We start from the raw sequence: 13,194 nt of genomic DNA on the forward strand, positions 1-13,194 counted from the left end.
AGTTACCTCCTAAGCCCGACCGCAACGAGAAGAAAATCCCATATTTTGAGGTGAAGAGGTAGTTCCTCCTCCATATGTTGCGTTTCGTAGCTTTGCATCAGTGGTTCAAACTTGGTTGGATTGCACAGCAATTCGTAAACTGTTCGGTTGGGCTTGGTGATCGGCTTATTCGGAGTGAATCCATGTTTGTTCTGGAGGTACAGCGCTACCGCGCCACTTCTGGATTCTCCGTAATAGCAATGAACGAAGATCTGATCGATACCGCTACCAACCAATCCATCCAGGAAGGTGGACAGCTTTTCAGCCTGGGATGAGTCAATGTAAGAGGCGTAATTCATCCGGAACGCTGCCTTCATCGTGTGGATGGTGTTCTCAGAATAGCCGCCGTCATAGAAGCTATCGCGGTACAACTGCCCCCACTGTCCGAGAGCGGCAGGGGACTTGTCTGGGTCAGTTATGGAGATCATGGCCGCACCGGGAACCGGCTCCAGTCTTTCGGCCTCCGCTTGACTAATGAAAAAGACTTTTTTGCTAAGCATGTCCCATCATCCCCTTACAAGGATGTGTTGCGAGTAGCTCACGCGCCTGACTTTGCCCCTCTTGAGTATCTACAGGAGCGGTCGTATACACACCTCCATGCCGCAAGTCCACAATACTGGTCCGACAGCAAGAACCTACGTTCTGAACTTTATTGTCCGAATCCAAACCAGCAAAAGTATGGCACGGTCCAGGGAATGGTTTCCTGCAAATAGAGCAGCGCTCAAAGTTCTTATCGAGGATTCTCTTTAAAACTTTCTCAAATTTGTTTTTGTTTAACATCGAGTTCTCCACACAAAGTTACTGGCCGAGCATCCCAGCCAAGGTGGTCTGCTGGCCTTCGCTACAAGGTGCAAATCCGGCAAAAGCACCGGCATTAACCTTGAGCTCATCAAAGCGTCCATCGGTGTCCCGGTAGTACACCTTACGTTTTCCAATTCCACCTTCGAGGTTTGCGGCCAACCAGGCGATCACTGCATCAGCATCGTTCGTAACTGATGCTCCCTGATCCAGATCGATAAGTACCAGGTGGGTGTCCGTCTGGAGTGCCACTTCAAAGGTCGCTCTTACATCAAAAATCACTGGTCGCGCTCCTTGTAAAAAGTGGGCATTCAGCACCACCTATCCTATTCCAAAAACTCTACTTTTTCAAAGATACATTTTAATAAGTAGAACAACAGCAAGAGGAACTCAAATTTATTTACCGTAATTATCATAATTACGGTAATACGGTAATTTTACAGATTTGGATGGAATGGTATAAGATGTCTCGCTGGAACATACTTGCTGAAAAAACGCTTAACAACGATAGTGAAAACATCATGTACAGGTGCGAGAGATAATATGTATAAGAGCCTTGAAGATCTGATGGCGGGTATTTACGAGATGGCAGCGCCAGATGGCATCATCTGTAACGAGGTTTCCAAATTCCTTGCGGCCAACCAGGTCAAGCCGGAAGACATAAGCTCTGGGATCTGGTTTTTCCTGTGGCTGAAATCAGCTCCCAAGGATGCGAAGCCAATCCAAAAAGAAATCCCCGGATTTGGAGTTGTTCTCAACATGCCGACTTATGGCGGAACGCTCAACGAAGCAATCACAGGGTTGATCGAGAACGAGTGCCGTCAAATAGAGCTCGCTGAGGGACATCCGAGCCTTGAGGCTTGGGTTGAATCAGTATTAGCCGGTCGAGATGACGGAGAGGAAAATGAAGCTGCGGCCAATATCGTGGATCTGCTTAATGGGTGTCACGACCTACTGGATACAGCAATAATCAATTACCTTTTTAAGGTGGGAAAAATCAACGAGCAAGAGATTTTGTCGCTCATCTATTATGGAGAGCTATGTGACCACTCTCTTGTCGGTACGCCTTTTTCAACGTTACATATCCCGAGTGAAAATAACGTCCACGAACGTAACATCATCCCCATTAAAAAAGGAGCCAGTTAGGCTCCTTTTTGTTACTCAGGGTTTGCTTTGAGAAACAACTTCATTCCAAGTATGCAGCACCTTCGATAGGTGCTGATGCTTTCTGGTGAAGTCCTTATCATCCAAGAGTGCTTTAAATGGCGCGTTCAGGTCACTGCATGTGACGTTCTTGCCGATCACAGACAGGGTATCCTGGAGTGATCCACCAGCAGCATCAAGCCCCATTCTATCGACGGTCTCACTACTCACCATTGCCTGGACAACATTGGTGAATGCCTTTGAGTTGAGCTGCTCAACGCTCAGGGCTGTATTGCATTTCTGCTCAACCGCTTGCTTGTACTGGATGGTGTACTTTGCAGTGATAGGTGACATGGTGTTCATCGCAAGTATGTATGCGTCTACCTCACTGGTCGGTAATGTCGCGGCATAGACTGACGAGCATGATGCGGCTGCGGCCATTATCAAAGTTATTACCTTCTTATTCTTCATTTCTCTGAAATCCCCCTTTAAAATATGGAGCTACAACTCATTTGTACCAATCATAATACTACCCGGAAAAATATCTTCCGGGGGAGGAACCAGGAATTCTGCGAATGTAAATCAGATAATTACAACAAAAAGACTCGACGATACAATTAATTATTGATGATATTATTCTCAATACAATAATTTATGAGCGTGACGGGAATATACTTCATATTGATAGGAACTTTTTCTTCCTTAAAAAACGAACCAATTAACGCTCAGCATGGGCATTAATAATCATACAGAAGTCGCAGAAAAAACATCGAAGAGAATAGCCAGGCTTAGAATACAAATAGTAAGTGGAGCGAAAAATCACTCCACATGGTGAGTATTAATAACCGTCGGTGACAATTCTGGCGGCAGCAGCGAGCACGTCACGACGGCTCTCTGCCTTCGGCTCCGACTGGGTGAAGTAAGTCACCAGAACGAGCGGCGCGCGACCTTCCGGCCAAATAACCGCGATATCATTCGTCGTACCATAACCGCCGCTGCCGGTTTTATCCCCGACAACCCACGATGTGGGTAGCCCTGCCTGAATGCTGGCAGCGCCGGTGGTGTTGCCTTTCAGCCACATCACCAGCTGCGCACGCTGAGTGTCACCCAGGGCATTGCCCAACGTCAGATTGCGCAGAGCCTGCGCCATCGCTAACGGCGTGGTGGTATCGCGCGGGTCGCCGGGGATCGCGGTGTTGAGCGTCGGCTCGGTACGATCGAGCCGGAACGTGTCATCGCCAATCGTACGGGCAAATGCCGTCACTTTATCCGGCCCCCCGAGATGGGCAATCAGCTTATTCATGGCAGTATTATCGCTGTACTGTAGCGCCGCCGCGCTCAACTCCCCGAATGTCATCGTGCCATTGACGTGTTTTTCCGCAATGGGGTTGTAGTTAATCAAGTCTGAGGGCTTAATTTCAACCCGCTGACTCAACAAGCCCTTTTGCGTTTCACTTTGCTTAAGCACCGCCGCTGCCGCCATCACTTTACTGGTGCTGCACATGGCAAAACGCTCGTCGGCGCGGTAGAGCGTCTGCGTGTTATCGGCGGTGTTAATCAACGCCACACCCAGTCGTCCCCCGCTGCTTTTCTCCAGCGCCGCGAGCTTTTGTTGAACATCGTTCGCCTGGGCACACAGCGGCACACTGGCCAACAGCAGCGAAACACAGGCTGTCGTCATTAACATCGCCCGCCTTACGCTTTTTCTCATCATCCTAATCCCCTGAACATTCAATTCGTGTGAGTGAAGCCTAAATTCCACGTGTGTTTTTTATTAGCTTCAAAAATCACTATTTCACGAAGAATTTAGACTGCTTCTCACACATTGTAACATTATTTACAACCACCTTTCAATCATTTTTGATAAATCATTGATTTCATCTTTGCTGCAATGATACTTAATAAACTCTGCAAGTTATCCACAGAGCAACACTCAATTTTATTGATGATATTCTTATTATACCAGACATTTTTCATACACTCCCTTGTACGGATAGTTTTCCGACAACTTCATGATTACATATCTTGCGGTTTTGATTATTTTTGCTGCAAGAAATACATACTTCAAACGAAAGGTCTTTATTTGCTGTCTGTATTCTGAAGAGTCCAAGGAATCAAACTTGAACAACAAAAATAGGTTATATGAAAGCATCATCATTTGAAACACGGCTTCATTCGCCCAAAATGACTTTAGCAAGAGATGACCCACCGCCATGTCGTATTTGGCTTCTTTGATATAGTTTTCAGCATTACCACGCTTTTCATAGTATATAACTACTTTTTCAGAAAGCAAGGTAGTATTTGTTACAAAGAAAAAGTAGTCGTATTCGGAACCTTCTAAAAGTGATAATTGTGCTCTTTCTTTTTCTGGTTTCAGTACGCGAGATACGACAAATCTTCTGTCTTTTTCCCATTTAACTAATTTTGTATACAGTTCTGTAGTTTCTCTACCTTCTTCTCCTTTAACGAATACAATTGATGAATTCGTTGCTTGTGAGGTGAGTGTAGAATAACTTTTGGCTTTAATTAAATATTTGCATCCAAGAGATTCTATCGTTTCGATAATTTTTTCATCAAAGTAGCCACTATCCATTCGAAATAAAATTTCTAAATCGTCTGATTTGATGTTAGCAACAATTTCTTTGATCATTTCCGCAGCACCGTTTGCAGTGTAAGTATTGCCACTTCTTACAAATCCGGTAACATATGCTTTTAATTCGTCGCAAAATGCAAATTGGATATTGTAGCATCGGTTTCCCAGTTTCTTAGGATTATATCCTTTTGACGCACCTTCTTGATGACCTTCTACGTTAATTACACTACTATCAATATCAATCGTAATGGATGTCAATTTACTTTTAGTGAGCAGTTTTTTAAAGACTTTAAAATTAATGTCTCTAAACATTTGGGTTGTCTTGAAGTTGAAGTTTCCTAGAAACCGTGACACTGTTTCAGGTTCTTTTACGGAAATATCAAACTCGTTGACGAGGGGATCATTTTGAAGTAGCTTTAGACGTTCTAACTTATCAATGCCAATGAAGTGACCGCAGAGCATGGTCTTTATATGATTCATCTTGATTTTATTTGTTGAGTCATTATCAAATACGAGGTCATTTTCAATAAAATCAAAAATCCCATTGCTTTTTGCATTCTCAAGGAGCAGAAAAAGACCTGCATTTGATGTTAGATTCTTAGCTTTGAAATCAATTTTATTAATCATAATTAGAACCCCTTTTTACTACTTTTCTTACTATTATTTTACCATATATCGAGTCATAAAAGCTGATAATTTAACATATTTTTGAGCACTTTTCTTTCACCCAATGGGTGAAAGCTGAATTTCGAAGGAATGCATATTTATCAAGGCTTTGATTATGCTTTTTGAAGTACTGACGTAGAATCTAGGTACTATTGATTTCCAAAAGTATCTCTCTCTACTGACTCTATGATGGCTCGCCTTCCAAACACTTGGCCGCTGGCGGCGGCTGGGCCAACGCCAGAGCCTGATCCACACTATCATCCGCCTGAAAAAAATCTCATTACCTCTGACGGATAAAGAAACAGATTTCCCCCTTTGGCAAAAAACAGATACCAAACAGAAAAAGCCACAGAAAAAACACCTGCAACACACACTTCAAATCTATTTCTTGCAGAGAAATACTTGTAGTGCTTTTTTTCGTATCTCGGGGCTCTCATTTTGACTAGATTTTTCAATGTCAACCAAAGAAAGATAACCCCAGTAGGAAGGATAACTATCACAACCCCAAAGAAATAAATTGTGTATATAATAAAATCAAACCAGTTATTGATTTCCATAAGCCGTCCCCAATGCTGCGCCAATAGCAGAACCATGTGAGCCGTATTTAATCCCTGGATTCCTCATTAGCTCTCTTTAACTTTAATATTTTCCTTAGATTTAAGTATCCATAGATTCCTGAGAACACTCCATACCCCCCCCAAACACCAACGGACAGATATAAGGCGAATTTGCTTAGAGGCCCATTCACATAATTTAATAAAGCGAACACTGCAATTCCTATAAAGGCTCCAGCTAACGGAAATCCAAGCAGATATACTGCTCTATATTTTAAACCGGTTTTTTTCATCTTATTATTTATCTATATGTTTTGAAATCTTATCTACAATGGATGTAGTATCCATATTCATTATCCTCCCTGCTTTTTCAATCAGAAACTCAGCTTCATTTGTTATGTTCTTTGACTCTTCATTAATAATGTCAATGATAGTTTCTAGTGCGATTCCATACTCACCCACATCAATAAATTCTTGCACTTCTATACTTTCAGATTCAGAAAACGAATCAGACAGCACCATAAGCAAAAGATCTAGCGTGGATTCAATTTCTCTATATTCATTTTTCATTTTGGATTCCTTGGTACGTTTGTTGGAAAACCTGAAACAATATCACCATTAGATTCTTGTATTACACGAACATTAATACCTTCTTTAACTGCCTCTGCAATAGTCCTACCACCGCGCCCAGCCTTTCGAGAAACATTTGGATCGGTAGCTATATCGGAAATGACGTGCATAATTTTTTCATCAGACCAACTTTGAGGAAACTCACTTTTTCCAGGCTTGCCTGTTCCTGCTCGATGCCCTCCACCAGTGGCGTCACCATCAAGAATATGCTTACGTCTCTGGGAACTGGCTAGGTCTACAAAATCATCAGCCGTATTTTTAAAAGCGCGTTCCGCAACATTCCCTAGCGCCTTATAGGGGTCGTCTCAGAATTCGGAAAATAAAGCACGCTAAGGCGTAGTCACCCCGTGACTCCCCCGCGCCGATGCAGCGAGCTTCGTTCCGTCTTGCAGTGACGCAATCAGCGGGCAGGAAACGTTCCCTTTCCGCGCATGGCAGGCGCACACCAGTTCAGACAGCACGGCCTCCATGCGTGCCAAGTCGGCCATCTTCTCGCGCACATCCTTGAGCTTGTGCTCGGCCAGGCCGCTGGCTTCCTCGCAATGGGTGCCATCCTCCAGCCGCAGTAGCTCGGCGATTTCGTCCAGGCTAAAGCCCAGCCGCTGGGCCGATTTCACGAACCGCACTCGTGTTACATCCGCCTCGCCATAGCGGCGAATGCTGCCATAGGGCTTGTCTGGCTCCGGCAGCAGGCCCTTGCGCTGGTAGAACCGGATGGTCTCCACATTGACCCCGGCCGCCTTGGCAAAAACGCCAATGGTCAGATTCTCAAAATTAATTTGCATATCGCTTGACTCCGTACATAACTACGGAAGTAAGCTTAAGCTATCCAAACCAAATTTGAAAGGACAAGCGTATGTCTGAACCACAAAAGTCTGAACCACAAAACGGGCGCGGCGCGCTCTTCGCCGGTGGGCTGGCCGCCATTCTTGCGTCGGCCTGCTGCCTGGGGCCGCTGGTTTTGATCGCCTTGGGGTTCAGCGGGGCATGGATCGGCAACCTGACGGTGCTGGAACCCTATCGCCCGATCTTCATCGGCGCAGCGCTGGTCGCGCTGTTTTTCGCCTGGCGGCGCATCTACCGCCCGGCGCAAGCCTGCAAACCGGGTGAGGTCTGCGCGATTCCCCAAGTGCGAGCTACTTACAAGCTCATTTTCTGGATCGTGGCCGCGCTGGTCCTGGTCTCGCTCGGATTTCCCTACGTCATGCCATTTTTCTATTAATCACAGGAGTTCATCATGAAAAAACTGTTTGCCGCCCTCGCCCTCGCTGCCGTTGTTGCCCCCGTGTGGGCCGCCACCCAGACCGTCACGCTGTCCGTGCCTGGCATGACCTGCGCCTCTTGCCCGATCACTGTCAAGCACGCGCTTTCCAAGGTTGAGGGCGTGAGCAAGACCGACGTAAGTTTCGACAAGCGCCAGGCCGTCGTCACCTTCGACGATGCCAAGACCAACGTCCAGAAGTTGACCAAGGCGACCGAGGACGCGGGCTATCCGTCCAGCCTCAAACGCTGATCCGTTAACCGAACTCGGGAGCGACACATGGGACTCATCACGCGCATCGCTGGCAAAACCGGCGCGCTCGGCAGCGTCGTTTCCGCGATGGGCTGCGCCGCCTGTTTTCCTGCCATCGCCAGCTTTGGCGCGGCCATCGGACTGGGCTTCTTGAGCCAGTACGAGGGGCTATTCATTGGCATCCTGCTGCCGATGTTCGCCGGCATCGCGTTACTCGCCAATGCTATCGCTTGGCTCAATCATCGACAGTGGCGACGCACGGCGCTCGGCACGATAGGCCCGATCTTGGTGCTGGCAGCGGTGTTTTTAATGCGGGCTTACGGCTGGCAGAGCGGTGGACTGCTCTATGTCGGCCTGGCCTTGATGGTTGGGGTGTCGGTCTGGGATTTCATCTCGCCAGCACATCGCCGCTGCGGGCCGGACAGCTGTGAATTGCCAGAACAACGTGGCTGACGGCAACAGCCGTAGCCACCACAGAAAAGGAAAAATACATGACCACCCTGAAAATCACCGGGATGACCTGCGACTCGTGCGCGGCTCACGTCAAGGAAGCCTTGGAGAAAGTGCCCGGCGTGCAATCGGCGCTGGTGTCCTATCCGAAGGGCACAGCGCAACTCGCCATTGAGGCGGGCACGTCATCGGATGCGCTGACTACCGCCGTGGCCGGACTGGGCTACGAGGCAACGCTTGCCGATGCGCCACCGACGGACAACCGCGCCGGCCTGCTCGACAAGATGCGCGATCTGCTGGGCAGAAACGACAAGACGGGTAGCAGCGGCGCATTGCATATCGCCGTCATCGGCAGCGGCGGGGCCGCGATGGCAGCGGCGCTGAAGGCCGTCGAGCAAGGCGCACGTGTCACGCTGATCGAGCGCGGCACCATCGGCGGCACCTGCGTCAATGTCGGTTGTGTGCCGTCCAAGATCATGATCCGCGCCGCCCATATCGCCCATCTGCGCCGGGAAAGCCCGTTCGATGGCGGCATCGCCGCTACCACGCCGACCATCCAGCGCACGGCGCTGCTGGCCCAGCAGCAGGCCCGCGTCGATGAACTGCGCCACGCCAAGTACGAAGGCATCTTGGAGGGCAATCCGGCGATCACTGTGCTGCACGGCTCCGCCCGCTTTAAGGACAATCGCAACCTGATCGTGCAACTCAACGACGGCGGCGAGCGCGTGGTGGCATTCGACCGCTGCCTGATCGCCACCGGCGCGAGCCCGGCCGTGCCGCCGATTCCCGGCCTGAAAGACACTCCGTACTGGACTTCCACTGAAGCGCTGGTCAGCGAGACGATTCCTAAGCGCCTGGCCGTGATTGGCTCATCAGTGGTGGCGCTGGAGCTGGCGCAGGCGTTCGCCCGACTCGGAGCGAAGGTGACGATCCTGGCTCGCAGCACGCTGTTCTTCCGCGAAGACCCAGCTATAGGCGAAGCCGTCACGGCCGCATTCCGCATGGAGGGCATCGAGGTGAGGGAACACACCCAGGCCAGCCAGGTCGCGTATATCAATGGTGAAGGGGACGGCGAATTCGTGCTCACCACGGCGCACGGCGAACTGCGCGCCGACAAGCTGCTGGTCGCCACCGGCCGCGCGCCCAACACACGCAAGCTGGCACTGGATGCGACGGGCGTCACGCTCACCCCGCAAGGCGCTATCGTCATCGACCCCGGCATGCGTACAAGCGTGGAACACATCTACGCCGCAGGCGACTGCACCGACCAGCCGCAGTTCGTCTATGTGGCGGCAGCGGCCGGCACTCGCGCCGCGATCAACATGACCGGCGGTGACGCGGCCCTGAACCTGACCGCGATGCCGGCCGTGGTGTTCACCGACCCGCAAGTGGCGACCGTAGGCTACAGCGAGGCGGAAGCGCACCATGACGGCATCAAAACTGATAGTCGCACGCTAACGCTGGACAACGTGCCGCGCGCGCTCGCCAACTTCGACACGCGCGGCTTCATCAAACTGGTGGTTGAAGAAGGCAGCGGACGACTGATCGGCGTGCAGGCAGTGGCCCCGGAAGCGGGCGAACTGATCCAGACGGCCGCACTGGCGATTCGCAACCGGATGACGGTGCAGGAACTGGCCGACCAGTTGTTCCCCTACCTGACGATGGTCGAAGGGTTGAAGCTCGCGGCGCAGACCTTCAACAAGGATGTGAAGCAGCTTTCCTGCTGCGCCGGGTGAGGACAAGGAGGTGTGCGATGAGCGCCTACACGGTATCGCAACTGGCCCATAACGCTGGGGTGAGCGTACATATCGTGCGCGACTACCTGGTGCGCGGCTTGTTACGGCCGGTGGCCTGCACCACGGGCGGCTACGGCGTGTTCGACGATGCGGCCTTGCAACGGCTGTGCTTCGTGCGCGCGGCCTTCGAGGCGGGTATCGGCCTGGATGCCCTGGCGCGGCTGTGCCGTGCGCTCGACGCAGCGGACGGCGCACAAGCCGCAGTGCAGCTTGCCGTGCTGCGCCAGTTGGTCGAGCGGCGGCGCGCGGCGTTGGCCCATCTGGACGCGCAACTGGCCTCCATGCCAGCCGAGCGGGCGCACGAGGAGGCATTGCCGTGAACGCCCCTGACAAACTGCCGCCCGAGACGCGCCAACCCGTTTCCGGCTACCTGTGGGGTGCGCTGGCCGTGTTGACCTGCCCCTGCCATCTGCCGATTCTCGCCGCCGTGCTGGCCGGGACGACCGCCGGTGCCTTCCTTGGCGAGCATTGGGGTGTTGCCGCGCTCGCGCTGACCGGCTTGTTCGTTCTGGCCGTAACGCGGCTGCTGCGCGCCTTCCGGGGCGGATCATGACGAGTTCGCAGCCCGCCGGATGGACGGCGGCCGAGTTGGCGCAGGCGGCGGCGCGCGGACAGCTTGACCTGCATTACCAGCCGCTGGTCGATCTGCGCGATCACCGGATCGCTGGCGCGGAAGCGTTGATGCGCTGGCGGCATCCGAGGCTTGGCCTGTTGCCGCCCGGCCAGTTCCTGCCGCTGGCCGAGTCGTTCGGCCTGATGCCGGAAATAGGCGCGTGGGTGCTGGGCGAGGCCTGTCGCCAGATGCACAAGTGGCAAGGACCGGCATGGCAACCGTTCCGTCTTGCCATCAATGTGTCCGCCAGCCAGGTTGGGCCAACGTTCGACGACGAGGTAAAGCGGGTGCTGGCCGATATGGCCCTGCCCGCCGAGCTTCTGGAGATCGAACTGACCGAATCGGTCGCATTCGGCAATCCAGCCCTGTTCGCCAGTTTCGACGCCTTGCGCGCCATCGGCGTGCGCTTCGCCGCCGACGACTTCGGCACCGGCTATTCCTGCCTGCAACATCTGAAATGCTGCCCCATCACCACATTGAAAATCGACCAATCCTTTGTCGCCAGGCTCCCGGATGATGCCCGTGACCAAACTATCGTGCGGGCGGTGATCCAGCTCGCGCACGGGCTGGGCATGGATGTCATTTTCAGAAGACGACTGCACCAGTTGATTGGGCGTAATGGCTGTTGTGCAGCCAGCTCCTGACAGTTCAATATCAGAAGTGATCTGCACCAATCTCGACTATGCTCAATACTCGTGTGCACCAAAGCGAGGTGAGCATGGCGACGGACACCCCACGGATTCCAGAACAAGGCGTGGCCACTCTGCCTGATGAGGCTTGGGAGCGTGCGCGCCGTCGTGCGGAGATCATCAGTCCGTTGGCGCAGTCGGAGACGGTCGGGCACGAAGCGGCCGATATGGCGGCTCAGGCGCTGGGCTTGTCTCGGCGCCAGGTATACGTTCTGATCCGGCGTGCCCGGCAAGGCAGCGGCCTCGTGACGGATCTGGTGCCCGGCCAGTCCGGTGGAGGTAAAGGTAAGGGGCGCTTGCCGGAACCGGTCGAGCGCGTCATCCACGAGCTACTGCAAAAGCGGTTCCTGACCAAGCAGAAGCGCAGCCTAGCGGCCTTTCACCGCGAAGTCACTCAGGTGTGCAAGGCTCAAAAACTGCGAGTGCCGGCGCGCAATACCGTGGCCTTACGGATCGCTAGCCTTGACCCGCGCAAGGTCATCCGCCGGCGGGAAGGCCAGGATGCCGCTCGTGACCTACAAGGTGTGGGCGGCGAGCCTCCTGCCGTGACCGCGCCGCTGGAGCAGGTGCAGATAGACCATACGGTCATCGACCTGATCGTGGTCGATGACCGCGACCGGCAACCTATTGGCCGCCCGTACCTGACCCTCGCCATCGACGTGTTCACCCGCTGCGTGCTCGGCATGGTCGTCACGCTGGAAGCGCCGTCTGCCGTTTCGGTTGGCCTGTGCCTCGTGCATGTCGCCTGCGACAAGCGCCCTTGGCTGGAAGGACTGAACGTGGAAATGGATTGGCAGATGAGCGGCAAGCCCTTGCTGCTCTACCTAGACAACGCGGCCGAGTTCAAGAGCGAGGCCCTGCGCCGGGGTTGCGAGCAGCATGGCATCCGGCTGGACTATCGCCCGCTGGGACAGCCGCACTATGGCGGCATCGTGGAACGGATCATCGGCACGGCGATGCAGATGATTCACGACGAACTGCCGGGAACGACCTTCTCCAACCCTGACCAGCGCGGCGACTACGATTCCGAAAACAAGGCCGCCCTGACGCTGCGCGAGCTAGAGCGCTGGCTCACATTGGCGGTCGGCACCTACCACGGTTCGGTGCACAACGGCCTGCTCCAACCGCCGGCCGCGCGCTGGGCCGAGGCCGTGGCGCGTGTCGGCGTACCGGCCGTCGTCACACGCGCTACTTCGTTCCTGGTCGATTTTCTGCCGATCCTCCGGCGCACGCTGACCCGCACCGGCTTTGTCATCGACCACATCCACTACTACGCCGATGCGCTCAAGCCGTGGATTGCGCGGCGTGAACGCTGGCCGTCCTTTCTGATCCGGCGCGATCCGCGCGACATCAGCCGTATCTGGGTCCTGGAACCGGAGGGACAGCATTACCTGGAAATTCCCTACCGTACCTTGTCGCATCCGGCTGTCACCCTCTGGGAACAACGGCAGGCGCTGGCGAAACTGCGGCAGCAAGGGCGCGAACAGGTGGATGAGTCGGCGCTGTTCCGCATGATCGGCCAGATGCGTGAGATTGTGACCAGCGCGCAGAAGGCCACACGCAAGGCGCGGCGTGACGCGGATCGCCGCCAGCACCTCAAGACATCAGCTCGGCCGGACAAGCCCGTTCCGCCGGATACGGATATTGCCGACCCGCAGGCAGACAACTTGCCACCCGCCAAACCGTTCGACCAGATTGAGGAGTGGTAGC

At 53.2% G+C, this 13,194-nt stretch carries 19 protein-coding genes; 9 read left to right on the top strand and 10 right to left on the bottom strand.

Going from position 1 to position 13,194, the window contains the following annotated elements; all coding sequences use genetic code 11:
* Positions 1–2 precede the first annotated feature (2 nt).
* The gene (locus tag AC4OVU_RS24205; protein WP_000949433.1) at positions 3–539 is read right to left on the bottom strand and encodes a protein-tyrosine phosphatase family protein; all 537 of its coding nucleotides are present in this window, start codon (positions 537–539) and stop codon (positions 3–5) included.
* Positions 540–837: 298 nt separating this feature from the next.
* Positions 838–1,119, bottom strand: a complete 282-nt coding sequence (locus tag AC4OVU_RS24210) for a hypothetical protein (RefSeq protein ID WP_000575657.1) — start codon at positions 1,117–1,119, stop codon at positions 838–840.
* A gap of 201 nt (positions 1,120–1,320) precedes the next feature.
* Here AC4OVU_RS24210 and AC4OVU_RS24215 point away from each other — a divergent pair, with 201 nt between their 5' ends.
* Entirely contained in the window at positions 1,321–1,983 is a 663-nt protein-coding gene (locus AC4OVU_RS24215; RefSeq protein WP_015063586.1) for a hypothetical protein, read from the top strand.
* 15 nt (positions 1,984–1,998) lie between these two features.
* Here the strand turns inward: AC4OVU_RS24215 and AC4OVU_RS24220 are convergent, their stop codons facing one another.
* The 8 genes from AC4OVU_RS24220 to merR all read right to left on the bottom strand — a co-directional run bounded on the left by AC4OVU_RS24220 (position 1,999) and on the right by merR (position 7,208).
* A complete protein-coding gene (locus tag AC4OVU_RS24220; protein WP_000791469.1) occupies positions 1,999–2,451 on the bottom strand; it encodes a hypothetical protein in 453 nt (150 codons plus the stop codon).
* Positions 2,452–2,818: 367 nt separating this feature from the next.
* Entirely contained in the window at positions 2,819–3,694 is an 876-nt protein-coding gene (locus AC4OVU_RS24225) for an extended-spectrum class A beta-lactamase CTX-M-100 (RefSeq protein WP_032494234.1), read from the bottom strand.
* A 243-nt stretch (positions 3,695–3,937) separates the two neighbouring features.
* On the bottom strand, positions 3,938–5,200 hold the full coding sequence (locus AC4OVU_RS24230; protein WP_000608644.1) for an IS1380-like element ISEcp1 family transposase: 1,263 nt from the start codon (positions 5,198–5,200) through the stop codon (positions 3,938–3,940).
* A 296-nt stretch (positions 5,201–5,496) separates the two neighbouring features.
* Complete coding sequence (locus tag AC4OVU_RS24235; protein ID WP_011872911.1) at positions 5,497–5,796, bottom strand: hypothetical protein; 300 nt, start codon at positions 5,794–5,796, stop codon at positions 5,497–5,499.
* Between the two features lie 47 nt (positions 5,797–5,843).
* Complete coding sequence (locus AC4OVU_RS24240; RefSeq protein WP_000750746.1) at positions 5,844–6,086, bottom strand: hypothetical protein; 243 nt, start codon at positions 6,084–6,086, stop codon at positions 5,844–5,846.
* Between the two features lie 4 nt (positions 6,087–6,090).
* On the bottom strand, positions 6,091–6,363 hold the full coding sequence (locus tag AC4OVU_RS24245) for a MafI family immunity protein (RefSeq protein ID WP_000787563.1): 273 nt from the start codon (positions 6,361–6,363) through the stop codon (positions 6,091–6,093).
* Positions 6,360–6,629: an EndoU domain-containing protein gene (locus AC4OVU_RS24250; protein ID WP_250909846.1), complete on the bottom strand. Its 270-nt coding sequence runs from the start codon at positions 6,627–6,629 to the stop codon at positions 6,360–6,362. The genes AC4OVU_RS24245 and AC4OVU_RS24250 overlap by 4 nt, the downstream gene beginning before the upstream one ends.
* Positions 6,630–6,752: 123 nt before the next feature.
* Positions 6,753–7,208, bottom strand: a complete 456-nt coding sequence (merR, locus tag AC4OVU_RS24255; protein ID WP_001166628.1) for a mercury resistance transcriptional regulator MerR — start codon at positions 7,206–7,208, stop codon at positions 6,753–6,755.
* A 71-nt stretch (positions 7,209–7,279) separates the two neighbouring features.
* On the opposite strand from merR, the gene merT reads away from it, so the two are divergent.
* The 8 genes from merT to AC4OVU_RS24295 all read left to right on the top strand — a co-directional run bounded on the left by merT (position 7,280) and on the right by AC4OVU_RS24295 (position 13,193).
* Entirely contained in the window at positions 7,280–7,645 is a 366-nt protein-coding gene (merT, locus tag AC4OVU_RS24260; RefSeq protein WP_001294656.1) for a mercuric ion transporter MerT, read from the top strand.
* 15 nt (positions 7,646–7,660) lie between these two features.
* On the top strand, positions 7,661–7,936 hold the full coding sequence (gene merP, locus AC4OVU_RS24265; protein WP_000732275.1) for a mercury resistance system periplasmic binding protein MerP: 276 nt from the start codon (positions 7,661–7,663) through the stop codon (positions 7,934–7,936).
* A gap of 27 nt (positions 7,937–7,963) precedes the next feature.
* Entirely contained in the window at positions 7,964–8,389 is a 426-nt protein-coding gene (gene merC, locus AC4OVU_RS24270; protein WP_000522996.1) for an organomercurial transporter MerC, read from the top strand.
* Between the two features lie 38 nt (positions 8,390–8,427).
* Positions 8,428–10,122, top strand: a complete 1,695-nt coding sequence (merA, locus tag AC4OVU_RS24275; RefSeq protein ID WP_015063453.1) for a mercury(II) reductase — start codon at positions 8,428–8,430, stop codon at positions 10,120–10,122.
* 17 nt (positions 10,123–10,139) lie between these two features.
* Positions 10,140–10,502: a mercury resistance co-regulator MerD gene (gene merD, locus AC4OVU_RS24280; protein ID WP_415990290.1), complete on the top strand. Its 363-nt coding sequence runs from the start codon at positions 10,140–10,142 to the stop codon at positions 10,500–10,502.
* On the top strand, positions 10,499–10,735 hold the full coding sequence (gene merE / locus AC4OVU_RS24285) for a broad-spectrum mercury transporter MerE (RefSeq protein WP_000993386.1): 237 nt from the start codon (positions 10,499–10,501) through the stop codon (positions 10,733–10,735). The genes merD and merE overlap by 4 nt, the downstream gene beginning before the upstream one ends.
* Positions 10,732–11,439 carry an EAL domain-containing protein gene (locus AC4OVU_RS24290; protein WP_000204520.1) on the top strand — a complete coding sequence of 236 codons (708 nt, stop codon included), beginning with the start codon at positions 10,732–10,734 and terminating at the stop codon, positions 11,437–11,439. The genes merE and AC4OVU_RS24290 overlap by 4 nt, the downstream gene beginning before the upstream one ends.
* A 74-nt stretch (positions 11,440–11,513) precedes the next feature.
* Positions 11,514–13,193 carry a TnsB C-terminal domain-containing protein gene (locus tag AC4OVU_RS24295; protein WP_000179844.1) on the top strand — a complete coding sequence of 560 codons (1,680 nt, stop codon included), beginning with the start codon at positions 11,514–11,516 and terminating at the stop codon, positions 13,191–13,193.
* Position 13,194 lies beyond the last annotated feature (1 nt).

The organism is Enterobacter sp. 6722112, from assembly GCF_058661685.1.